This is a genomic window from Actinoplanes sp. CA-142083 (genome assembly GCF_050942195.1).
Taxonomy (GTDB): domain Bacteria; phylum Actinomycetota; class Actinomycetes; order Mycobacteriales; family Micromonosporaceae; genus Actinoplanes.
Genome location: NZ_CP192076.1, coordinates 4,269,860 through 4,291,897, shown reverse-complemented (window position 1 = coordinate 4,291,897; position 22,038 = coordinate 4,269,860). Strand labels below are relative to the sequence as shown.

Here is a 22,038-nt window from a genome sequence, read left to right as displayed (position 1 = left end):
GATTGTTTCTCACAGCGAATCAGTGTTTCCATAGCGCGCATGCTCGACGCGTTCCTCTACCTGCACATCGTGCTGATGGTCTTCTGGCTCGGCGGCGACCTCGGTGTCTTCTACTCCAGCCGCTTCGTCATCGACCCGGCGCTCACGCCGGCCGCCCGGCTGACCGCCCTGAAGATCATGAGTGGGCTGGACCTGGGCCCCAAGATCTGCCTGATCCTCTTCCTGCCGAGCGGCCTCACGCTGATCGCGCTCGACTCGCACGGCGCCGATCTGCCCGGCCTCGACCTGCTGCTCGTGCCGGTGTGGATCGGCGCGCTGGTCTGGCTCTGGCTGATGTACACCGACCACCACGCCCCGGGCAAGCACCCCCTCGTCCGCCGCGCCGACTGGCTGATCCGGATCGCGGTGATCGCCGGCATGGCGAGCGCGGGCGTCTACACGCTGATAGCGAGCGCCCCGTTCGGCGTCGACACCAACCCGAAGTGGCTCGGCGCCAAGGTCCTGCTCTACTCCCTCGCCATCGCCGCCGGCCTCGGCATCCGCCGCACCCTGAAACCGTTCGGCCCCGCCTTCGGCAAGGTCATGGCGGGCGCCCCGGAGCCGGAAACTGAGAGCGTCCTCCGGCGCTGCGTCGACGGCTGCCTGCCGTACGTGTGGACGATCTGGACCTGCGTGCTGGCGGCGGGCCTCCTCGGCGTGGCCAAGCCTTTCGCCCACCTGTGAGCCGGCCGGCGATTCCGGTCAGTCGGTGTCGGTCGCGGCCAGAACGGCCAGCTGCTTCCGGCCGGGCGAGACGACGGCGAAGCCGATGTCCCACGCGACGTGGTAGAACCATGGGCTCGCCCCGGCGAACGAGTACCACGAGCAGCCCCGGGCGAGCGCATCGATCTCCTCCAACGGGCCGGAGGGCGCCGCGCCGGTGAGCGCCGCGATCGACTGCCAGGTCAGCAGTCGCCCGTACGCCCCGTGAGCGCCCCAGCTGTAGGCGCCTCCCGTCGATGCCGCATCGAACAACGTCGCCCATGCGGCCGCCGCGGCGCACGCACCCCAACCGGAATCCAGGCTCGGCAAGGACTCCAGACCCAGCGCGAGCAGGGTGTCGCCGACGGCGTCCGGGCCCGGGACACTGTCGAGCGCGAAGGCCCGCGCCTCAACGCGTCCGTTGGACTGCTCCGTCCAGTCGGCCACCGCCGCGCCCATCGCCGTTGCCATGGTGGCGGTGGTTGTCTCGCGCGTCGCCGGAACCGGCCCATGGCCATCCACCGCCCGTGTTTTCAAGCCGGGCGCGTCCAGCACGGCCGGAGCGTTCAGCGAATACCTCGTCACGGCGGGGCGCCCCTCCACCGCCGTCAGGGACAGCGGCAGCCGACCGAGAGGGTGCTCCCGCCACGCCGGCGAGTCGAGCCACTCATGGTCCACCTCGACCCCGCGCAGCACCAGCTCCTGCACCAGGCAGGCGCGAAGCTCGTCCGAGTTGTCGGCGTCGAACACCGGGCGCAACTCCGCGAAGGAGTGAGCCGACGCAAGCATGGCGGCCGGGTACCGTACAGCGCGACGGCCGGCGCAGACCGCGAGAGCCTCGAGCGCCTCCGGCAGGGTGCCCGGCGTCAGGCACAGCAACCGGATGATGCTGTCGAGAAGGCTCCGGTACTGCCACGGCGCCCCACGATCCGCGCCATACCGCAGCCAGAGCGCTATGCCCAGGTCCGCCACGAACCCGGCGTCACCCGCATCGAGACGCCGATTGACGACGTCCAGGACCTCGGTGACATCCGAGAGCTCGGCGATCGCCGAAGCGATCTCTTCGGGAGCCCTCATTCAGGCAGGCTGGTAGCCGAGCTGGGCCGAGATCCGCCCCGCCGCCGCCAGGAGGTCCCCGACGACCGGGGAGCCCGCGTCGGGCTTGAAGCGCAGCGCCGGCCCGGCCACGCTGATCACCGCCACCACGTGCCCGTCGTGGTCGAAGACCGGCGCGGCCACCGACGCGGCCCCGGTCTGCCGCTCGCCGAGCGACGTCGCGTACCCCCGCTTGCGGATCGTCGCCAGCTCCTTGCGCAGTTTCGCCGGGTCGGTGATGGTCCGGTCGGTCACCGCCTCGAGCGGGTGGCGTCCCAGGTACGCCTCGAGCTCGAAGTCGGGCACCCAGGCCAGGAACGCCTTCGACGAGCCGCCGGCGTGCAGCGGGAACGGGATGCCCAGGCTCACCTCGAGCCGCAGCTCCTGGTCGGGGACGACCTGGTCGGCGTAGAGCCGGGTGTCGCCGCGGCGCAGCGAGAGCGTGGCGGTCTCCTGGGTGCGCTCGGAGAGCCACCTCAGCTCGGGGGCGGCCATCGCCCGTACGTCGGTGCGGGCCAGATAGGCACGTCCCAGCGCGACCGCCGCGTGCCCGAGCGCGTAGCGCCGGGTCGAGGTGTCGAGCGTGATCAGGTCACGGCTGCGGAGCGCGGTCAGGATGCGGTGCACGGCCGCCTTGGTGAGGCCGAGCGCGGACGCGATCTCGGTGACCCCGAGGTCGGGCTGATCGGTACGCCCGAAGTAGAGCAGGACGTCCATGGCGCGCTCGACGGCGGCCACGGATCTCGACTGGCTCTCTTCATCAGTAGCGGTAGCAGGCACGGCGCCAGCCTAGCCTGCCATTTCGCACAGCGAAACGCCGTACCGTTCGGCGGTTGACACGAACGGGATACCCTCGTTACGTTCGTGGCAACGCCGTTTCCTGATGCGAAACACAGAGCAGGCGAGCGAGGGTACCGTGACGGTCGACAGGCACACGTTCCGCACCGTCCTGGGGCAATGGCCGAGCGGCGTGTGCGTGGTGACCACGACGGGCGCGCGCGGCGCCCACGGGATGACCGCGAGCTCGTTCTCCTCGGTCAGCCTCGATCCGCCGCTGGTGTCCGTCTGCCTCGGCAACCACCTGCCCAGCCGCATGCTCCTGGAGACGGCCGGCAAGTTCGCGATCAGCTTCCTCGGCAAGGACCAGGCGCACATCGGCCGCCGCTTCGCCGGGCAGCACCCCGAGATCACCGACCGGTTCGCGGGCCTCGACTGGACCATCACCGCCAACGGCGTGCCCGTCCTCAGCGACGCCGTGGCCTGGCTCGACTGCACCGTCGCGCACGCCTACCCGGGCGGCGACCACACCATCTTCGTGGGCGAGGTGACCGATGCCGCCACGCCGCGCGTCACTTCCCCGCTGCTGTTCCACTCCCGCACCTGGGGCCAGGTGGCCGACCCGCTTCCGCCCAAAATCCATCTCACCGTCGATGTCGCGCCCGGCGATCCACTCGCGCATGCGTTGCGTTCAGCAGGATCACGCGTACGGGGGGACGCGAACCACGCGGAATTCGTGGTCGACGCTGACAGCCCAAGCGCAGGCGCGCTCACCACCCGCAGACCGGCCGGGGCCCTGGTCGGCTACATCGCCGACGCCTTCTCCCCCGCCCGGGAGACAACAGTCCTCGCCGCGGTGGAGACGCTGGCCGCCCTCGGCTGCGACGAGATCGGCCTCGTCGAGGACCCCGCCGAGCCCGCCTCCCCGCTGCAGGTCCGCCGCGTGCTGCAGGACGCGATGATCCGGGCGCGCCCGGCCGTCCTGCGCGTACGCCTCGCCGGCGGCCACAGCCTCGCCCTGGTCAACGCGCTGGTCGCGATGAAGAGCGGCGTCTCGCATTTCGACACCGTCGCCCCCGGCTCCGGCGCTTCCGGCCTGCCGCTCGGCGACCTGCTCCACCTGTCCCGCCAACTCGAGGTGTCAGGCCCGATCGATCCGGCCGACGCCGTCCTCGCCCAGCTCTAGGAGTGACCTTCGATGGCCGACCGACTCACCGGCGAGCGCCTCGTCGACGACATGACCGTCGAGGAGAAGGGCCGCGCCGCCCTCGTCGAGCAGGTGCTGCCCGCCCTGCGCGCCCACGCCGAGGCGGCCGACCGCGACGGCGTGTTCCCGCTGTCGCACATCGGGTTGCTGCGCGACGCCGGCCTGATGGGGTTGATCGTCCCCGAGGAGTACGGCGGCCTCGGAGGCACGCTGCGGGATCTCGCCGCCGCCACGTACGCGATGGGCACTGCTTGTCCCTCGACCGCCCTGGCGTATTTCTTCCACAACACCTCGGCCTCGCGCGGCCTGCTGCCCCTGGAGGCCATCGAGGCCCGGCTGTTCACCGACGACGAGACGCCGGTCGTGCGAGCCTTCGCCGAGAAGGTGCTGCGCCTGATGTCCGGCGGCACCTGGCTCGCCAATTTCGCCAGCGAGTCGGTGAAGAGCAGCAGCGCCAACATCGCCATCGCCACCACCGCCGTCCCCGTCGACGGCGGCTGGAAGCTCACCGGCGAGAAGTCGTTCGGCTGCGCCACGGGGGTGGCCGACTACTACCTCGTCACCGCCCGCCTCGACGGGTCCGAGAACGCCGACGGCCTGGTCATGTTCCTCGTGCCACGCGAGGCGCCCGGCGTCTCCGAGCGGCCCAAGTGGGACGGGCTCGGCATGCGCGGCAGCGCCAACCACGGCATCAAGCTCGACGGCGTCTTCATCCCGCACGAGGACGCGCTGACCGTGCCGGGCGCGTTCGTGAAGATGCTGCAATGCAGCCGGGGCAGCTTCGTCGGCAACCAGCTCGCCATCACCGCCGTCTACGTGGGCGCGGCGCAGGGCGTCTACGACGACACGCTCGAGCGGCTCACCCGCAAGACGTTCGCCGACACCGGCCGGTCGATCGCCGAATCCCCGATGCACCAGGTGATCATCGGGGACATGACGGAGAGACTGGAGACGGCTTACCTGTGGCTGCGCCGCCAGCTGCTGATCGAGACCTGCGAGCCGCCGATCGCCACCAAGTCCGAGGTGTACGCGCAGTGGCGCATCGCCAAGGGCTCGATCTGCGAGGCCGCCTTCGACGTGGCGATGGGCGCGTTCAAGGCGTCCGGCACCTCGCAGGCCACCATGAACGGCATCGTCGGCCGGGCCGTCCGCGACCTCGCCATGGGCCTGGTGATGACGTTCCCGCCCGAGCGCGGTCGCCTGGAGGCCGCGTCGGTCGTCACCAGCAACAAGGCGAACGAGCTCTTCGCGAGCGTGAAGCAGTGATTCTCGATCTCGTCGCCGCCCGATGGGAAGAATGCTCGGAACCGGTCGGCATAGATCTGGAGGATCCGGCCACCGGCGCGGTACTCGGGCCGGCTCTCGGATCGTCGGCCTCACGGGTCGAGGAGGCGATCGCCGCGGCGGCCGCGCTCGACGCGTGGGGCCTGCCGGCGTCCGACCGCGCCGACGTTCTCGACGCCGTGGCCGCCGCCGTGGCCGAGGCAGCCTCCGAGATCGTGCTCCTGGAGGCCAAGGCGACCGGCGTGCCGATCCGGCAGACCACGCCGCTCGGGATGATCCTGTCCGGAGCGTTCGCCCTCGCCGTTGCCCAGCTACGAACCGGCCTGCTCCGCTCGACCGCCACCCGCGAGGACGGCCGCGAGGTCGTCGTCGAGCGTCTCCCCTGGGGCCCGGCCGCCTGCCTGGTCCCCTGGAACGCCCCCGCCCCGATGGCCGCGCACAAGGTCGCGAACGCCCTCGCCGCCGGCTGCCCCACGATCCTCAAGCCCAGCGAGTACGCCCCCTTCGGCACCACCCGGCTCGCCCAGGTCATCTCCTCGGTCCTCGCCGAGAAGGGCGCCCCGCCCGCGCTGTTCCAGCTCCTCCAGGGCGGCGCCGACGTCGGGGCTCGGATCGTCGGCGACACACGGATCCGGGCCGTCTCCTTCACCGGCGGCCTGGCCGGCGGCCGCGCGGTGGCGACCGCCTGCGCCTTCGACATCAAACCGGTGCAGCTGGAGCTGGGCGGCAACAACCCGCTCATCGTCCTGCCCGACGCCGACGAGGAGGTGGCCGCCCGCGCCGCCGCCGACCTGCTCACCACCCTCAACGGCCAGTGGTGCCGCGCGCTGGGACGCCTGATCGTCCCCGCCGGCCGCGAACAGCCCATCGTCGACGCCGTCCTCGCCCGTATCGCCGCGATGCGCACCGGCGACCCGGCTGACGAGGCCACCGATTACGGCCCGCTCATCCACTCTTTACATCGCGCCGCGGTCGAGAAGGCCCGTGACGGCATGGGCGGCACCGTGCATAAGTCCGATTTGTCGGGCATGGGCAACACGCTCGCGCCCGCGCTGGTCGTCGGTGCCGACACTGCGCAGACCCGGGACGAGATCTTCGGCCCGGTCGCGGCGGTCCACGGCTACCGGACGATCGACGAAGCCGTCGCCCTCGCCAACGGCACCAGCCACGGCCTCGAGGGATACGTGGTCGGCACGGACGAGGCGGCCGCTCTGGAGGTCGCCCGCCGGGTCCGCGCGGGCGAGGTCAAGGTCAACGGATCGTCCATCATGAGCCTTCATCTCTTCACCCCTCGCCCCGCCTGGGGGTTGTCCGGTTACTCCGAGGAGGGAACCGCCGAGACGCTGCTGTTCTTCACCAACCCGCGGGTCGTTGGAGTCGAGGGCGGCTTCTCCCTGCACGGCCGGCCATGAGCAAAGGGACAATCGCCTCCACGACCACAGAGGGAGGCTCAGTCATGACCGGAGCGGATGAGCTACGGGCGCTGCTCGCGGCGACCACCGTCACGCACGTCCCCGGCGTGTACGACCCGGTGACCGCGGCGCTCGCCGTCGCCGCCGGGCACCGGGCCGTCCACCTCTCCGGCGCCGCCGTCTCGGCGCTGATGCTGGGCCGGCCCGACCTGGGCTTCGTGCACGCCACCCAGATCGCCGACCGGGCCGCCACGCTGGCGCCGGCTCTCAAGGGCATCCCGCTGATCGCCGACGCGGACACCGGCTACGGCAACCCGCTGCACGCGGTCTGGACCGGCCACGCGTACGTGCGGGCCGGCATCTCCGGCCTGCACATCGAGGACCAGGCCCAGCCCAAGCGCTGCGGCCACCTGGCCGGCAAGGAGGTCATCGAGACCGACCTGGCCACCGCCAAGGTCGCGGCCCTGACCAGCGAGGTGCCCGAGCTGGCGGTGATCGCCCGCACCGACGCCTACTCGGTGAACGGCCTCGACGACGCGATCGACCGCTGCCGCGCCTTCGCCGCCGCCGGCGCCGACGCGGTCTTCCCCGAGGGCGTCGACACCCTCGACGAGCTCGCGCGCGTGCACGAGGCGCTGCCCGGCGTACCCATCGTCATCAACCGCTCCGAGGCCGCCGGCAACCGCCCCGCCCTGACCGACGCCGACCTCGCGACCGTCGGCGTCCGCCTGGTGCTGCACCCCGTGGCCGCGCTGCTGGCCTCCTTGCGCGCCGCGTCGCTGGTGTACCGCCAGATCGCCGACACCGGCAGCGCCGAGCCGGTGGACCGCATGCCGTGGGCCGCGTTCACCGCGCTGATCGGCCAGCAGGAGGCCCTGGAGCTGGACGCCCGCTACGCCCGGACCGCCCCGCCCGGCTACCCGTCCCCCGCCGCCACCGGCCGGACCGCCTCCGACCAGCAGCCCGGCTACGTCCCGCCCACCCAGGGCAGCGGCTCGCCCGGTCAAGGAAGCGGAACCGGCGCAGGCGCCCCCATCCCGAGCGGCGCCGGCGCCGGCGCGCCCGTCCCGAGCGGCGGCCACGCCCCCGGGCCGACGCCCGGTCACACGCACGGGTCGAGCGCCGGCTACCCGCCGCCCGGCCAGCAGCGCCGCGACCAGCGCGACGCCGACGCCCGCAACTCAGCACGACTCCAGACGTGACCGACTCGGCGCGGCCAGACGTGACCGACTCGGCGCGGCCGCAGAAGTGACTCACTCAGGGAGGCTGCAGACGTGACCCGCATCCTGGTCGCCGGCGCCGGGCCGGTCGGACTCACCGCCGCACTCGCCCTCGCCCGCGCCGGCCGGCAGGTGACCGTGCTCGAGGCCGGCGAAGCGCTGGCCACCGAGTCGCGGGCCTCGACGTTCCACCCGCCCACCCTGGAGATGCTCGACGACCTCGGCGTGGGCGCGGAACTGCACGCGAAAGGCCTGATCTCGCCGACCTTCGCCTACCGCGACCGCCGGGCCGGCCTGATCGCGATGCTCGACCTGGGTTTACTGGCCGCCGACACCCGGTATCCGTACCGCGTGCAACTGGAGCAGTCCAAGCTGACCCCGATCCTCCTCGACCACCTGCGGCGGCACGACGGCTGCGAGGTGCTCTTCGACTGGCGCGTGGCCGGAGTCGTGCAGCACAGCGGGTCCCCCCGCCCCACCCCGTCCTGGGTGGGGTCGAGTAGAGCACCCGGGTACGACATTTCCGGGCCGTTGTCCACAGGCGGCGGGGTCACGGTCCTGGCCGACGACGGTCGGGAGCTCGATGGCGACTGGCTGATCGGGGCGGACGGCGCCCATTCGGCGACGCGGCGGGCGCTCGCGGTGAGCTTCGAGGGGATCACCTATCCCGAGCGCTTCCTGGTCGCCTCGGTGCACGACGAGCTCACCGCTTGGCTGGACGGGCTGGCCGCCGTCAACTACGTTCACGATCCGGTCGAGTGGTGTGTGCTGCTGCGTACCCCGGACCACTGGCGCGTGCTGCTGCCCACCCCGGACGGCACCCCGGACGAGGTCGAGGTCGCCCGCCTGCCGGAGCGCCTGCTGGGCGTACACGATCCGGGTCGTCCGTGGCGCATCGCTCACGCCAGCATGTACCGGGTGCACCAGCGGGTCGCGGAGACCTTCCGGGCCGGGCGGGTGCTGCTGGCCGGGGACGCCGCGCACGTGAACAACCCGCTCGGCGGGCTCGGCATGAACTCCGGCATTCACGACGCGATCGCGTACGCGAAAGCCTTGACCTCGGGAAACGACGCGGCAGTGACCACGGCGGCCGCCGAAAGGCGGCGAACAGCCCTGGAGTACGTGCAGGCGGTGTCGCATCAGAACTACCAGCGGATGCGCGGCGAAGCCCATCTGGACGGCCTGCGGGCGCTGGCCGACGACCCCGCGAAGGCGCGCGAGGCCCTGCTGAGAAGCTCGATGCTGCGGCCGGTGGCGGGATGATCCAGCGGGAGAATCCGGCCCGGTTCACCGAGATCGTCGGGTCGGTCGCCGAGACGTCGCCGATCGAGGTGGACGCGGTCGTCTGGGCCGCCGACGCCGACTTCCGCCGCTGGTCGGCCACCCCCATCGAGGAGCGGCTGGGGCTGCTCACGCGGGCTGCGGAGGCGATCGAGGACGCGCTCGGCGACCTGTCGGTGCTGCTGGCGCGCGAGACCGGCAAGGTGCTCGGCGACTGCCGGGGAGAGATCGGCTTCGCGGTCCGGTTCCTGCGGTGGGTGGTCGCTCAGGCGCCCATCTCGTACGCCGAGAGCGAGGTCGACGACGATCGGGGGCGACTGATCCGGCAGCACAAGCCCTACGGCGTCGTCGCCGCGATCACGCCGTGGAACGCGCCGGTCATCCTCTCGATGCTCAAGATCGCCCCGGCGCTGGCGGCCGGCAACGCGGTCGTGGTGAAGCCCTCGCCGCTGGCGCCGCTGACGCTCGACCGCATCGTGGCGCTGATCGGCGGCCCGCTGCGCATCGTGCACGGCGGCCCGGCGACCGGCGCGGCCCTGGCCGGCCACGATCTCGTCCGCAAGGTGGCGTTCACCGGCGGCGCGGCCGGCGGGCGGGCGGTGGCGGCCCTGGCCGGCGAGCGGCTCACGCCGACCGTGCTGGAGCTGGGCGGCAACGACCCGGCCGTGTTCCTCGACGACGCGCCGTTCGACGACGCCGCCATGGATCGCCTGGTGATGGCCACCTTCGCCACCGGCGGCCAGGTCTGCATGGCCGCCAAGCGCCTCTACGTGCCCTCGCGGCAGCTCGCCGACTTCGTGGACGCCTACCTGGCGGCGGCGAAGAGGGTGCTGGTCACCGGCGATCCCCTGGCCGATGGCGTGACCATGGGCCCGGTCATCTCGGCCGCCGCCCGCAAGGCCGCCGAGCAGCTGCGCACCGGCGACTGCCGCGACCTGGGCCGCTTCGAGGCCGACCCCGACCTCGGCTATTTCGTCCGGCCCGCGCTGGTGGTCGCCCCCGGCCCCGGCGACCCGCTGGTGGTGGCCGAGCAGTTCGCGCCGGTCGTGCCGGTGCTCGGCTACGACGACGAGGACGCCGTCCTGGCCGCGGCCAACGCGGGCGACCTGGGGCTGGGCGCCTCGGTGTGGAGCTCGGACGAGGAGCGGGCGGTCGCGTTCGCCCGGCGCTTCGAGGCGGGCTTCGCCTTCGTGAACACGCACAACCGCACCGGGATGAGCCTGCGCGCGCCGTTCGGCGGGGTGAAGCGCTCCGGCTGGGGCCGCGAGTACGCGGAGGAGGGCCTGGCCGAGTACGTGCAGACCTGCGTCATCCACGCGCCGGCCGGTTTCCGCCCCGGCGCCCCGGCGCCGGAGAACCCGGCCGCCTATCCCGTGTAGTCGACGACCGCCCGGTTCGTCAGCAGGGGCCACACCCAGGCGCCGAACTCCTTGTGCGCCGAGTGCGTCTGGTAGGCGCGCAGGTCGTCGGAAGACAGATGCGTCGTGCGCATCAGCAGGTCCCAGGACACGTCGGTACGCAATTCGTCGAGTTGGCAATCCATCGAGCGGATCTCGGGAACGAGACGTGAGAGTTCTTCCAAACGCAATCTGGCCTTGGCAGCATCGCTCGCGTCGGCGAACTTCATCATCACCACGTGCACCAGCACTTGTGTCCTCCTGACCCCTTTTGCTACCGCGGCCCCGAGTGTAGTTTTGGGAAACGCCGTTTCGCTAGGGGGAACCACGGATGGCACCCGTCGTACGAGTCGCCGCCGCGCAGATCGAGGCCGGTCAAGACGTTCGCGCCAACCTCGCCGCCTGCCTGCGCGTCATCGATGCCGCCGCGGCCGAGAAGGCCCAGCTCGTCGTCCTGCCCGAGTTCTGCAACCACCTGTCGTGGTACGAGGATCGCGCCCAGGCCCACGAGCTGGCCACCCGTCCCGGCGATCCGTTTCTCACCGCGATCCGCGACCGCGCGATCCGGCACGGCATGTGGATCAAAATCAACGTCACGCACGCGTACGGCGATGGGCGCACCGGCGGCACGAACTTCCTCTTCGCGCCGAACGGCGAGGTCGCGGGCTCCTGCGACAAGCAGACCCTGATGGGCGCCGAGAACGACTTCCTCGAGCCCGCACCCACCGCCGGCCCGGTCGTCGACACCCCGCTCGGCCGGCTCGGCATGTACGCCTGCATGGAGGGCGTCATCAACGAGGTGGCCCGCGGGCTCGTGCTGCGCGGCGCCCAGGTCCTGCTGAACAGCCTCAACAGCTTCGCCCTCGACGAGGCCGACCTGCACATCCCGGTCCGCGCCGCCGAGAACAAGGCCTGGGTGGTCGCGGCCAACAAGGTCGGCCCGCTGCTGCCGGTCGGCCAACTGCCGGCGATCGCGGCCCGGCTCGGGGTGCCGCCGGAGTGGCTGCATGGGGCCGGCGAGAGCCAGATCGTCGCCCCCGACGGCACGGTGGTGGCCAAGGCCCCGCGCACCGGCGAGGCGATCGTGGTTGCCGACATCGACCCCACGGCGGCCGACGACAAGCGCCGCCCCGACGGCACCGATATCCTCGCCACCCGCCGCCCCGAGCTCTACGGTCCGATCGCCGACCCGCCGGTCGGCCGTCGCCGCGGCCCCGGCGCCGACCGCCTTCCGGTCGCCGTGCTGCGCGACCCCGCTCTGCTGCGCGAAACGGCGCTCGGCGGCGCCGGCCTGATCGTGCTTCCGCCGCTGGCCGGCTCTCCCCGCGGCCTCGCGGCACAGCTCGGCGGCACCGGCGCCCACGCCGTCACCACGGTCATCGAGGACGGCGCGCACACCGGCGTGGTGGTCGGCGCCGAGGGCGTGGTCGCCCGCCAGCCCCAACTGCACGCCTCCCGCAGACTCAATCCGAACCCAGCCGGCAAGCGCATCGTCCCCATCGACCTGCCCTGGGGGCGGCTCGCCGTGGTGGTCGGCGACGACGCCCTCTACCCCGAGACCTTCCGGCTGGCGGCGCTCGCCGACGCCGACGTGGTGGCGGTTCCCTGCCGGCCGCAGGAGCCGTGGGAGATGGCGCTCGGCCTGCCGGAGCGCGCCGCCGAGAACAGGCTCAACGTCGTCGTGAGCACGCCGGTCGGCCAGCCGGCGGCGATCTTCGCGATGAGCCCCGACTTCACGCTCTGGACCCAGTGGCAGGGGCCGTTCACCGGCCGCATCTCCACCCCGATCCGTACCGATGTCGCCGCCGGCGCCCTGGCCGGCACGGCCGTCGTCGCCCCCGCGCAGGCCGCCAACCGGCTGGTCTCGCGCCGCACCGATCTGGTCGACGGCCGCCCGTGGCGACTGGTCGACGCCCTGACCCGTTAGCGCTCGAGAGGAATCCACCGTGGCGGAGACGCTTCAGCACGTGGAGGACATGGTCGACGGCTCCCCGGTCGTCGACGTGCACGACACGTTCCACTACTACCAGGAGCTGTTGGCCGCCCTGAAGGCGAAGATCGACGCCCGCTTCGAGACCACGCGCGACCCGTCGACCGCAGGCCTCGAGACGTACGGGACCTACCCGGACGGGCCCGGCGGCTCCCTCGCGGCGTACTCGGGGCCGGAGGTCGACTGGCTCGTGCACTCGTGGCTCGGCAACCCGGGAGCGAGCTTCGCCAACCTGCACCTGACCTGCTGGCTCGGCCCGCAGGTGAAGGTGCCGCACCTGGGGATCGCGCTGCTGGTGTGGCCGGGCGGCTGGTTCTACCTGGATTCCGTCCCGCGCGTGAACCTCGTCGAGGACGGCGCCTACTTCGACCAGTACTACGCGCCGCTCGACGAGGAGTGGCTGGCGCTGCGCGCCGACCCGCAATTCGAGTACTTCGTGTCCCGCGCCGGGTTCATCCGGGCCAGCCTCTCCCCGACCGCGTACTGCTACTCGTTCGAGCGCTCGCAGCGGAACCTCGAGATCGTCTCGGCGAAGGCGCACGCCCACGTCGACCGGTGGCTCGAATGGGTCGACGCCGCCGAACGGGTGCCGGCGGAAGAGCAGGCGGCGCTGGCCGCGACCGACCTGACGATCCGGCGCAACATCGCCGAGCGCGACCCGGCCAACGTCATGGGCGTCCGGTTCTTCGGCGAGGAGACCACCACCAAGCTCGTACGTGCGCTCTGGGGCGGCGACCGCGAGCTCCCGCGTCCGGGGGCCGGCGCATGATCCGCTCGGTCTGGTGGGCCGCCACGATTCCCGGCGCTTCATCCCCCTTCGACACGGCTCACCTGCGGGTCTTCTACCCGGCCAAGCCCACCGGCTCGGACGCCGAGCGCCTCTCCGGCGTCTTCCCGGCCGACCCGGAGTTCGCGCCCTTTCCGGTCGCGATCATCGTGTCCGGCGTCAACGTCGGGCAGGAGGCCTATCGCTGGCTGGCCGTGGCCCTGGCCGAGCGCGGCTACGTCGCGGTCACCTACGACTGGGTGGGCGAGCTGTTCGGCGGCCTCAAGGGCATCACCCCGGGCGTCGAGCTGGCGGCCGCGAAACCCGACGCGTACGGGTCGCGGGCGACGACCCCCTCGGTGCCGGCCGTCATCGAGGCCCTGCGCGGCCTGACCGGGCCGGTCGCGGGGCTGCTCGACCTGGACAACGTCGCGCTGATCGGCCACTCGGCCGGCGGCACGGTGGTCCTGCAGAGCGCCCGCTTCTTCCCCGAGGTGAAGGCCGTGGCCGCCTACGGCACGCACACCATGGTCGCCACCATGCTCGGCTGGCCGGCCGGGACCGTGCTGCCCGCGCAGGTCGACTCCCCGGTGCTGCTCATGGCCGGCGAGAACGACGGGGTCATCAACGGCTCGGCCGACCGCTACGGCGAGGACGCCGCCTCCCGGCGCGATCCGATCAGCCGCACTTTCGACGAGGCCCTGCCCGACCGGGACGGCGCCAACCTGCTGGTCACCTTCCCCGGGGCCAACCACTTCGGCATCGTGCACCCGGTCGACGAGACCGCCGCCCGCGCGTTCCTCGACGCGGAACCGGCCACCGACCCGGCCGACACCCGGGCCGCGCTGGCCGACGTGACCGCCGCCTTCCTCGACGTCCACCTGCGCGGCGCGAGCGGCGACGCGCTGGACAAGGCCCTCCAGACACTCCCGAACCGCCGGAGGTAAATCCCCGATGCTCAAAAACTTCTGGTACGCCGTGGAGTTCGCCGACCGGGTCACCAACAAGCCGGTCCGGATCACCGTGCTCGGCCAGCACCTCGCCCTTTACCGCACCCCACGCGGCAAGATCGTCGCGCTCTCCGACCTGTGCGTGCACCGCGGCGCCGCGCTCTCCGGCGGCTGGCTCAAGGACGACTGCATCGTCTGCCCGTACCACGGCTGGGAGTACAAGCCCGACGGCCAGTGCGTGAAGATCCCGGCCCAGCCCGACCGGGCCGTCCCCCGCAAGGCCCGGGTCGACTCCTACCCCGCTCAGGAGAAGCACGGCTTCATCTGGGTCTACCTCGGCGACCTGCCCGAGGAGGAGCGGCCGCCGATGCCGGTCTGGCCCGAGTTCGACGACCTGGTGGAAAACGGCGGCAGGTTCCGGGCGGTCACCGGCGAGTTCCTGTGGAACGCCAACTACGAGCGGATCCTCGAGAACGGCTGCGACATCGCGCACACGCCGTTCGTCCACGCCGGCGCGTTCGGCAACCCGGAGAAGCCCGAGGTCCCCGACTACGAGCTGGAGCAGCCCGACGAGTGGTCGGCGTTCGCGACGGTCGACCTCTACCCGCCCGCCCCCAAGGGCATCTGGGGCAGGTTCGCCCGGCTGCGCGGCCAGGACCTCAACAACCGGCCGCCGGTCACCACCAGCGCCGGCTGGATGCTGCCCAACATGATCAAGCTGCACGTGCGGCTGCCGATGGGCGACCTGATCATCTACGACACCAACATCCCGATCGACGACACCCACACGCTGGTCAAATGGGTCGCGCTGCGCACGTTCTTCACCGGCAAGTGGGCCGACAAGAACGCCATCCAGCGCACCATCAAGATCTTCTACCAGGACGCCGAGGTGGTCGACAAGGTGCGGCCCGAGCTGCTGCCCTTCGACCTCGGCGCCGAGCTGCACATCCGCAGCGACCTCATCGCGGTGCAGTACAGGCGCCGCCGGCAGGAGCTGGCCGAGAAGGGCTGGCTGCTGTCCGAGGAGGACCGGATCACCGGCGACGTGCCGAAGCGGACCGCCACCGTGATCCCGTCCCCGGCCCGGCGGGAGAACCCGGAGCTGGCGCGCGCCTGGGTGCACAAGGCCCGCGGCGAGCACCCCACGGTGGCCGCGTCCGAGCTGATGGGCACCCACGACGAGGAGTCGGCATGAGTAGCCCTGTGTCAACCCGTCGCGGTTTGGTCTTGGTTGAGGAGGCGTTGGAGGGCTCGGTGCTGGTCGGGGTCGTAGGTGGTGTTGGTGGTCCAGCATTTCCAGATGATGTCGAGCCAGGCTTTGGCCAGGATGCGGACGGCGTGGGGATGGTCGTGGCCGCGGTTGCGGGCGCGGTTGTAGAGGTCGGCGGCCCAGGGGTTGGCGCGGCGGCTGTCGCCGGCGAAGTCGCAGACGGCGTCGCGCAGTTGTTTGTCGACAGCCCAGCGGAACGCGACGACGCGGGCTTTGCCGGATTGCCGGGTGGAGGGTGCGACTCCGGCGAGGCAGGCCAGCGAGGCCGCGGTGGGGAATCTGCCGCGGGCGTCACCGATCTCGGCGAGCAGCCGGGCGGCGCGGACCGTGCCCGAGCGGGGCAGGCTGGTGAAGATTCGCCGGTCGGGGTGCAGGGCGAGGGCTTCGCTGATCTGCTGCGCCAGGGCCTCGATCTGAGTAGTGATCGTGTGCAGCGTGCTGAGGTAGGCGTGGGTGATGCCGGCCAGGGCGCGGCCGTGCTCACCGGCGACGCCGGCCGGCGCGGCGGTGATGCGCTGGTGCAGCACGGCGGGATCGACGCGTCCGCAGTAGCCGACGCTGCTCAGCCAGGCGGTCAGGCGTTTCGGCGAGAGCCAGTCGAGGGCGTCCTGGGTGTCGAAGCGGGTCACGAACTGCAGGCTGATCGCGGAGTCGAGGTCGCGGAACAGGTCGATGACCGCGGGCAGCGCGGTCTGCAGATGGGCGCGCAGCTGGTTGGTGACGGCGACGCGGTGGGCGACGAGATCTTTGCGTGTCCGGACCAGTTTGCGCAGCGTGGTCGTGGCCGGGCTGTCGAGCAGCAGTGGTGTCAACCGGCGCTGGTCGGTGCGCACGGTGTCGGCCAGGACGTAGGCGTCGAACCGGTCGTCCTTGTTACCGGCCGAGCCGTAACGCTGCCGCAAGGCCTTGACCTGCGACGGCGGGACCACGAAGACGGTGCGGCCGGCAGCGAGCAACGCGTCGACCACGGGTCCGTCACCGCGTTCGATACCGATCGCGTCCACACCATGGCGGTCCAGGACCGCGTTGAGCCGGGCCAGGCCGGCCTTGCTGTGAGCCACGGTGAATCGTTCGATCGGCTCGCCGTCACTGTCGATGATGCAGACGGCGTGGTTGTCCTTCGCCCAGTCGATACCGGCCGTGACCGCTCGCCTCACGCCGGGGGTGTCCTGCACACTCATTGTTGCCTCTCCGCTGCGCTACCAGTGGGGAAGCACCTGGCGGTTCCGGGACACCGCAGCCGGTTGCTCATTGAGCGGCGTTCGCAGACGCATAGCCCTGTGGCCGATCGGGGTGTCCCGGGCCGTCGGGCCTCGCAGAACTCATGCTGGACCTCGAAGGTCGAGCGAGCAGGGCGATGGCCCGAGGGTCACCGGTGCACTCGAACCAACATCAGCTCGAGTGGAACAAGGGTGCACCAATGAGCCTGCCCGCTGACCTGGCCGCCGATTGTCTTGCCAAGATCCTTTCCTCGGTGGAGGTCCCCGAGGCCGAGGACCGCGACCTCACCTCGCCGATGAGCCCGGCGCCGGTCGGCCGGATCCGCGTCTGGCGTGGGACCGGCGCCGTCGTCAAGGTCGTCAACGTCGCGCTCGTCGTGCCGCCGATCGGGCTCGACAGCCACATGATCTTCGCCTTCACCGCGCCCGAGTCGGCCGTCCCGCATTTCACGCTCGACTCGGTGGCCAACGGCGACAACTACGCCTTCCACCTCGACCTGATTCCCCGGGTCGACCTGGCGGTGTCGCTTCCCTACCTCGACACCGTCTACGAGCCGCTCACCCCGCTCTACAAAGAGGTTTCCGCTCGGGAAGGCCTCACGCCGGCGCACCTCTCGCCGCGGCAGTACGCGCTGATGTCGCCGTGGATGCTCGTCAGCCGGGCCACCGAGGACGCCTTCAAGGGCATCGGGGACGCGGTCGACGGATACCTGTCGCATTGGTTCTCGCTGCTGTCGTCCTCGGGCTCGGCATCGCCGGAGCGGGACGCCGCCCACCGCGCCCTGCTGTTCAGCCCCGAGATCGATCCGGTGTGGGGGCAGACCGTGCGGCTGCTGGGCGAGGAACAGAGCGAATCCGTACGCCTCGAGCTGGTGAGCAACGGATGACCCAGCCCTCGGTCTGGCAGCAGCGCATCGCCGGCGAATGGCACGGCCGGCCGTCGCTCTTCGACCACACCGGCACGTGGTGCGGCTTCGAGGAGATCCGGCGATCCTCCGAATTCGTGGACGGCGTCACGACGTACCGGATGGACGGGGGTTTGATCGGGGGTGGCGCCTTGGCGGGGCGGTTCCGCCTGGGGGCGCCCTTCTCGTTCGGCGTCATCGACTCGGACGACAACCGGGTCTACACCGGGCCCGATTTCTTCGGCACCGGCCAGCCCTACGGATCCTTTGTGGACTCGCACTACTACGGGCCGGGCTGGCAGGTCGACCTCAACACCTGGAACCAGGTGCTGCCCGACGGGGAGACGCAGGTCTACTCCTCGATGCTGTACCAGGGGTGGGCGGTCGTCGGCTGCTTCAACGGCGTCTACACCCGCAACCCCTCGCTCGTCGACGGCCTCCTCGAGAACGAGACCCGCTGCGGCTCGGTGCCCTACATCCTGCCCACCAAGGAAAGCGGTTCCTACAGGGGTGAATGCGAGCTGTGGGGCGCCGACCAGAAGCTGCGCGGGACCGTCTCCGTCACGATCGGGCTCAAGCCGATCGACCTGCTGCGCACCCGCCGCCTGATCACGTGGCGCGGCGCGGGCCTCGACCGGGAGTTCGCGGTGGAGGCCCGGCGCGACGGCAACAATCTTTACTTCGAGGGGCCTGACGCGTACGGGAACGCGCAAGGTTTCGGCCGAGCGTCGTTCTCCTCGCTGCACCTCGCCGACGTATGGAAGGTGAAGGGGCGGGAGTTCTCCCTCGACGCCACCCCCGGCATGTCGGCGGGGCGGCGGCTGTCGGTCGTCTACGAGCTCTTCGACGGCGCGCACCTCGACTCGGTGCTGCACGGGGTCCTGGAGTGGACATCGTGACCGGCCCGGTCGTCGTGGTCACCGGCGGCACCCGCGGGATCGGCGCGGGTCTGGTGCGCGCGTTCGCGGACCGCGGCGCGTCGGTGGCCTTCTGCGGGCGGGCGCTCGTGGATGGGCCGCCGGGGACGCTCGGGGTGGTCGCCGATGTCACCTCCCGGGACGACGTGCGCAAGCTGTGGGACGCGGCCGTCGGCCAGTTCGGCCGTGTCGACATCTGGATCAACAACGCCGGCGTCTCCACCAGCCGCCGGCCGCTCTGGGAGCTGGAGCCCGCCGAGATCGACACCGTCGTCGACGTCAACCTTCGCGGGACGATGCAGGCCGGCGCGGTCGTGCTCGGCTTGATGCTCGCCCAGGGCCACGGCGCGCTGTGGAACATGGAAGGGCTGGGCTCCAACGGGCAGATCGTCGCGGGCCTGACGCCTTACGGGGCAACGAAACGCGGGCTGACCTACGCGACCCTCGCGATGGCCAAGGAGCTCAAGGGCAAGCCGGTCAAGGTGGGGCTGCTGTCGCCCGGCATGGTCGTCACCGACCTGCTCACCCGCGACTACTCCCCAGCCGAGCTCGACAAGGCGAAGAAGATCTTCAACATCCTGGCCGACCGGGTCGAGACGGTCACGCCGTGGCTCGCCGACCGGGTGCTCGCCGGCACTCGCAACGGCGGCCGGGTCGCCTGGCTGACCGGCCCCAAGGCGGCGTATCGCTTCGCCACCGCCGCGTTCCGCAAGCGCGACCTGTTTGCCGAGGGCTGAGATGGACTATCCGATCTGGCTCGCCCTCGAAGACTTCGTGCCGGTGCTGCTCGGCATTGCCGGCTTCGCCCTGTTGAGCCGCACCGCGCCACCGCCCGCCCGAACCGCCGGCTTCATCGGCGCGATGCTGATCGGCCTCGGCGGCCTGTCCAAGTGCGCCTGGAAGCTCACCGTGGCTTCCGGTGGCGGCAACCCCCGCCTGCTGGAGGAAGCGCTCTTCCCGTTGATGGCGGCCGGCGCAACGATTCTCGTCTGGGCATTGGCCGTCGCCGTCCGGCGGGGCAAGCGAGTTCACGTCTGGCCGTTCGGCCTCACCTTCGCCGTCGTCGCCGTCGCCTCCGTCGTTACGCGCAGCCTGCACCCTATGTTCATCCTCGCCACGTTCGGCGTCACCGCGGTCAGCGTTCTCGGCGCCATCCTCGCCGCCCGGCACCGGCAGTGGTGGGCAGTGTCCCTCTTCATCCTCGGCTTGGTGCTCGTCACCTCGCTCGTCCCGCTGCGCGGATCGGCCCAGCACGAGACCGTCGCCTATCAGTGGCTCGAGCAGTCCCTCAACACTTCGGCCCAGCTCGCGCTGCTGATCGCGGCCTGGCTCACGTTCCGCGCCGTTCTCTCCGCTCCCGCTCCTCCCCGGAAAGTTGGCGAACCGGTATGACCGACGCCCTCGGCTGGCGCCGCAAGTTCGGCGTCATCGCCCCCTCCACCAACACCATCGTCGAGCCGGACTTCTACGCGATGACCGTGCCCGGCGTGACCGCGCACTTCTCCCGCATCCACATCCGCAACCAGGACCTCTCCGACGACGCGAGCTTCGAGAACCTGCTCGTGCAGATCCGCGCCGAGATCGGTTTCGCCTGCGAGCGGGTGCTCACCTGCGAGCCCGGCTACATGGTGATGGGCATGTCGGCCGAGACGTTCTGGGGCGGCGTCGAGGGCAACCGCGAGTTCGTCCGCCAGATCCACGACATCACCGGCCTGTCGGTGGCCACCGGCGCCGAGGCGTGCGAGCGCGCCCTGAAACTCTACGGCGCCCGCCGAATCGGCGTAGTCACCCCCTATCAGCCGGTGGGTGACGCCAACGTGGTCCGCTTCTTCGCCGAGATCGGCTTCGAAGTCGTCACCATCGAGGGCCTGAGGTGCCCCACCGCCGTCTCGATCGCCCACGTGACAGAGGACGAGCTGCGGCGCGCCCTGCTGGCCGTGGACGGCCCCGACGTCGACGCGATCGTCCAATGTGGCACGAACCTGTCGATGGTCCGCCTCGCCGACGAGGCCGAGCGCTGGCTCGGCAAGCCGGTCATCGCCATCAACGCCGCGACCTGGTGGATGGCCCTGCGCGACAACAAAATCAGCGACAAGGTGTACGGCGCCGGCAGCCTCCTCCGCGACTTCTAGCGGAGATCGTGCTCCTCGCGGCCGCGCAGGATGAGCTCACGCATCGAGCCGAAGTCGTAGTGGTCGACGTCGGAGGACATGGCGGCCACCTCGGTGAGCACCGGCTCTATGTCGATGCCGAGGGCGCGGGCCCGGTTGCACAGCCACCAGATCATCATCAACTCGTCGCGCGGATCCCGATGCTGGTCGCGGGCCGAGACCAGGATCAGCCGGCGGCGGAACTCGGCCGCCGACTCCCACTCGTGCGGAAGCCCGGCGGCCCAGGTGAAGTAGCGGTGGGCGCGGAAGATCTCCCGCACGTCCTCGCGCGTCTCCTCGTCGCCGCTCTCGTAGGCGTCCAGCAGCGCCTCGAGAGCGGCGGCGGCCTCGGTCGCCACTCCCGCCTCGTCCACCGGTTTCGGCGCGGCCCGCCGTTTCGCCCTCCAGTCGGGGTCGTTCACGTCCACCGGCCGCTGCCCGATGTCCCGCAACAACAGGTCCATGACGCCGACATCGATGCGGACCGCGGCCAGGTCCATGCCCTCGCTCACCCCCGCCAGGCTGCCAGGCGGGCGGCCGCCTTGCCACCGAGGTGGACGGTGTCGGCGCGGTCCGCCGAGACCGACTCCCACCCGGTATTGCTGACGAGCCCGACCGAGTCGCCGACCCGGACCGCGGCCCAGAAGAGGTGGTGCAGCGCGCCCCCGCCGACCGGCTCGCCGGCGTCGTCGGTGGCCGGGCGGGTGCGCTCGATCAGCACTGACTCGTCGCCGGCGCCGACCTCGCCGCGCAGGTAGTTCTTGACCGTCACACCTTCGTACTTCTGCTCGCCGCAGCCCTGGACTGCGGCGCGCAGGCCGCTCATGAAGGTGGTGGCGCCGTCACCCTTGAAGACCAGCACGTCCTCGTAGACGGCGGCCTTCGGGGTGGACTCCGGCGGGGCGTCGGCCTCGACGAAGAACACGCTCTGGGTGGCGCGGACGCCGACGCCGGTCCCCGTGTAGTAACCCGTGTCGCAGAACACCGGCAGGTCCTGGTCGCCGGCGCCGAGCCGCCGGGGCTTGTCCTTCGCCTTGCCGGGGACGTCGCTCGCCTGCAGGAACGCGGCATCCGGGATCGAGGACGGGATGGCGCGGGGCGTGGCCGTCGGCTCGGCCGTGGCGCTCGGCGCCGACCGGCTCGGGCGTGTCAGGCTGGGCGCTTCCGCGCTCGCCGGCGCCGCGCTCGTCGTCCCGGTCTTGGTGCACCCGGCCCCGGCCAGCGTCGCCGCCACCGCCGCCGCGGCCACCACCGTGCTCGTCCTCATGCGATCACCTTGCCCGGGACAGTCAAGGGGAATGCATGCCGCGCGCGAATTTCCTCGGAACGGATCGGGGCTGTGGGACCTTCCCCGCGCAAAGAAGGCCCCACAGCCCTGATCCGCTCCCGGCCCGGCCCCGCTCCCGGCCCGGCCCCGCTCCCGGCCTGGCCCCGCTCCCGGCCCGGCCCCGCTCCC

22 protein-coding genes are annotated in these 22,038 nt (G+C 71.5%); 16 read left to right on the top strand and 6 right to left on the bottom strand.

Annotation, left to right across the window (positions count from 1 at the left end; all coding sequences use genetic code 11):
• The first annotated feature begins 39 nt into the window (after positions 1-39).
• Entirely contained in the window at positions 40-723 is a 684-nt protein-coding gene (locus ACQPZX_RS19665; RefSeq protein ID WP_433382799.1) for a hypothetical protein, read from the top strand.
• 18 nt (positions 724-741) lie between these two features.
• Here ACQPZX_RS19665 and ACQPZX_RS19660 read toward each other — a convergent pair whose 3' ends face one another.
• The gene (locus tag ACQPZX_RS19660) at positions 742-1,818 is read right to left on the bottom strand and encodes a DUF6183 family protein (protein ID WP_433382796.1); all 1,077 of its coding nucleotides are present in this window, start codon (positions 1,816-1,818) and stop codon (positions 742-744) included.
• Entirely contained in the window at positions 1,819-2,616 is a 798-nt protein-coding gene (locus tag ACQPZX_RS19655) for an IclR family transcriptional regulator (protein ID WP_433382793.1), read from the bottom strand.
• A 136-nt stretch (positions 2,617-2,752) separates the two neighbouring features.
• Here ACQPZX_RS19655 and ACQPZX_RS19650 point away from each other — a divergent pair, with 136 nt between their 5' ends.
• From ACQPZX_RS19650 to ACQPZX_RS19625, 6 genes are all read left to right on the top strand, one after another.
• Positions 2,753-3,799: a flavin reductase gene (locus tag ACQPZX_RS19650; RefSeq protein WP_433382790.1), complete on the top strand. Its 1,047-nt coding sequence runs from the start codon at positions 2,753-2,755 to the stop codon at positions 3,797-3,799.
• Positions 3,800-3,811: 12 nt separating this feature from the next.
• Complete coding sequence (locus ACQPZX_RS19645; RefSeq protein WP_433382787.1) at positions 3,812-5,086, top strand: acyl-CoA dehydrogenase family protein; 1,275 nt, start codon at positions 3,812-3,814, stop codon at positions 5,084-5,086.
• Positions 5,083-6,516 carry an aldehyde dehydrogenase family protein gene (locus ACQPZX_RS19640; RefSeq protein ID WP_433382784.1) on the top strand — a complete coding sequence of 478 codons (1,434 nt, stop codon included), beginning with the start codon at positions 5,083-5,085 and terminating at the stop codon, positions 6,514-6,516. Before ACQPZX_RS19645 ends, ACQPZX_RS19640 begins: the two co-directional genes overlap by 4 nt.
• 44 nt (positions 6,517-6,560) lie before the next feature.
• Entirely contained in the window at positions 6,561-7,718 is a 1,158-nt protein-coding gene (locus tag ACQPZX_RS19635) for an isocitrate lyase/PEP mutase family protein (protein ID WP_433382781.1), read from the top strand.
• A 72-nt stretch (positions 7,719-7,790) separates the two neighbouring features.
• The gene (locus ACQPZX_RS19630; RefSeq protein WP_433382778.1) at positions 7,791-8,999 is read left to right on the top strand and encodes an FAD-dependent oxidoreductase; all 1,209 of its coding nucleotides are present in this window, start codon (positions 7,791-7,793) and stop codon (positions 8,997-8,999) included.
• Entirely contained in the window at positions 8,996-10,396 is a 1,401-nt protein-coding gene (locus tag ACQPZX_RS19625; RefSeq protein WP_433382775.1) for an aldehyde dehydrogenase family protein, read from the top strand. The genes ACQPZX_RS19630 and ACQPZX_RS19625 overlap by 4 nt, the downstream gene beginning before the upstream one ends.
• Here ACQPZX_RS19625 and ACQPZX_RS19620 read toward each other — a convergent pair.
• A complete protein-coding gene (locus ACQPZX_RS19620) occupies positions 10,384-10,665 on the bottom strand; it encodes a Dabb family protein (RefSeq protein ID WP_433382773.1) in 282 nt (93 codons plus the stop codon). The two genes, ACQPZX_RS19625 and ACQPZX_RS19620, sit on opposite strands and share 13 nt — an antisense overlap.
• Positions 10,666-10,745: 80 nt before the next feature.
• Here ACQPZX_RS19620 and ACQPZX_RS19615 point away from each other — a divergent pair, with 80 nt between their 5' ends.
• The 4 genes from ACQPZX_RS19615 to ACQPZX_RS19600 are packed head-to-tail and all read left to right on the top strand — an operon-like array spanning position 10,746 to position 15,315.
• Positions 10,746-12,341 (top strand): nitrilase-related carbon-nitrogen hydrolase, encoded by a 1,596-nt coding sequence (locus tag ACQPZX_RS19615; RefSeq protein WP_433382770.1) that lies wholly within the window; start codon positions 10,746-10,748, stop codon positions 12,339-12,341.
• A gap of 19 nt (positions 12,342-12,360) precedes the next feature.
• The gene (locus tag ACQPZX_RS19610) at positions 12,361-13,173 is read left to right on the top strand and encodes an oxidoreductase (protein ID WP_433382767.1); all 813 of its coding nucleotides are present in this window, start codon (positions 12,361-12,363) and stop codon (positions 13,171-13,173) included.
• The gene (locus ACQPZX_RS19605) at positions 13,170-14,117 is read left to right on the top strand and encodes an alpha/beta hydrolase family protein (RefSeq protein WP_433382764.1); all 948 of its coding nucleotides are present in this window, start codon (positions 13,170-13,172) and stop codon (positions 14,115-14,117) included. Before ACQPZX_RS19610 ends, ACQPZX_RS19605 begins: the two co-directional genes overlap by 4 nt.
• 7 nt (positions 14,118-14,124) lie before the next feature.
• The gene (locus ACQPZX_RS19600) at positions 14,125-15,315 is read left to right on the top strand and encodes a Rieske 2Fe-2S domain-containing protein (protein ID WP_433382760.1); all 1,191 of its coding nucleotides are present in this window, start codon (positions 14,125-14,127) and stop codon (positions 15,313-15,315) included.
• Between the two features lie 11 nt (positions 15,316-15,326).
• Here ACQPZX_RS19600 and ACQPZX_RS19595 read toward each other — a convergent pair whose 3' ends face one another.
• On the bottom strand, positions 15,327-16,571 hold the full coding sequence (locus ACQPZX_RS19595) for an IS110 family transposase (RefSeq protein ID WP_433359721.1): 1,245 nt from the start codon (positions 16,569-16,571) through the stop codon (positions 15,327-15,329).
• A 239-nt stretch (positions 16,572-16,810) separates the two neighbouring features.
• On the opposite strand from ACQPZX_RS19595, the gene ACQPZX_RS19590 reads away from it, so the two are divergent.
• From ACQPZX_RS19590 to ACQPZX_RS19570, 5 genes are read left to right on the top strand one after another with little or no spacing between them, the layout of a single operon-like run.
• Entirely contained in the window at positions 16,811-17,497 is a 687-nt protein-coding gene (locus tag ACQPZX_RS19590) for a hypothetical protein (protein ID WP_433382757.1), read from the top strand.
• The gene (locus ACQPZX_RS19585) at positions 17,494-18,414 is read left to right on the top strand and encodes a hypothetical protein (RefSeq protein ID WP_433382754.1); all 921 of its coding nucleotides are present in this window, start codon (positions 17,494-17,496) and stop codon (positions 18,412-18,414) included. Before ACQPZX_RS19590 ends, ACQPZX_RS19585 begins: the two co-directional genes overlap by 4 nt.
• On the top strand, positions 18,402-19,169 hold the full coding sequence (locus ACQPZX_RS19580) for an SDR family oxidoreductase (protein WP_433382751.1): 768 nt from the start codon (positions 18,402-18,404) through the stop codon (positions 19,167-19,169). The genes ACQPZX_RS19585 and ACQPZX_RS19580 overlap by 13 nt, the downstream gene beginning before the upstream one ends.
• A 1-nt stretch (position 19,170) precedes the next feature.
• A complete protein-coding gene (locus ACQPZX_RS19575) occupies positions 19,171-19,824 on the top strand; it encodes a hypothetical protein (protein ID WP_433382749.1) in 654 nt (217 codons plus the stop codon).
• The gene (locus ACQPZX_RS19570) at positions 19,821-20,564 is read left to right on the top strand and encodes a maleate cis-trans isomerase family protein (RefSeq protein WP_433382746.1); all 744 of its coding nucleotides are present in this window, start codon (positions 19,821-19,823) and stop codon (positions 20,562-20,564) included. The genes ACQPZX_RS19575 and ACQPZX_RS19570 overlap by 4 nt, the downstream gene beginning before the upstream one ends.
• On the opposite strand, the gene ACQPZX_RS19565 is transcribed toward ACQPZX_RS19570, so the two are convergent.
• Complete coding sequence (locus ACQPZX_RS19565; protein ID WP_433382743.1) at positions 20,561-21,094, bottom strand: hypothetical protein; 534 nt, start codon at positions 21,092-21,094, stop codon at positions 20,561-20,563. The two genes, ACQPZX_RS19570 and ACQPZX_RS19565, sit on opposite strands and share 4 nt — an antisense overlap.
• On the bottom strand, positions 21,091-21,849 hold the full coding sequence (locus tag ACQPZX_RS19560) for a hypothetical protein (protein ID WP_433382741.1): 759 nt from the start codon (positions 21,847-21,849) through the stop codon (positions 21,091-21,093). Before ACQPZX_RS19560 ends, ACQPZX_RS19565 begins: the two co-directional genes overlap by 4 nt.
• Between the last annotated feature and the right edge of the window lie 189 nt (positions 21,850-22,038).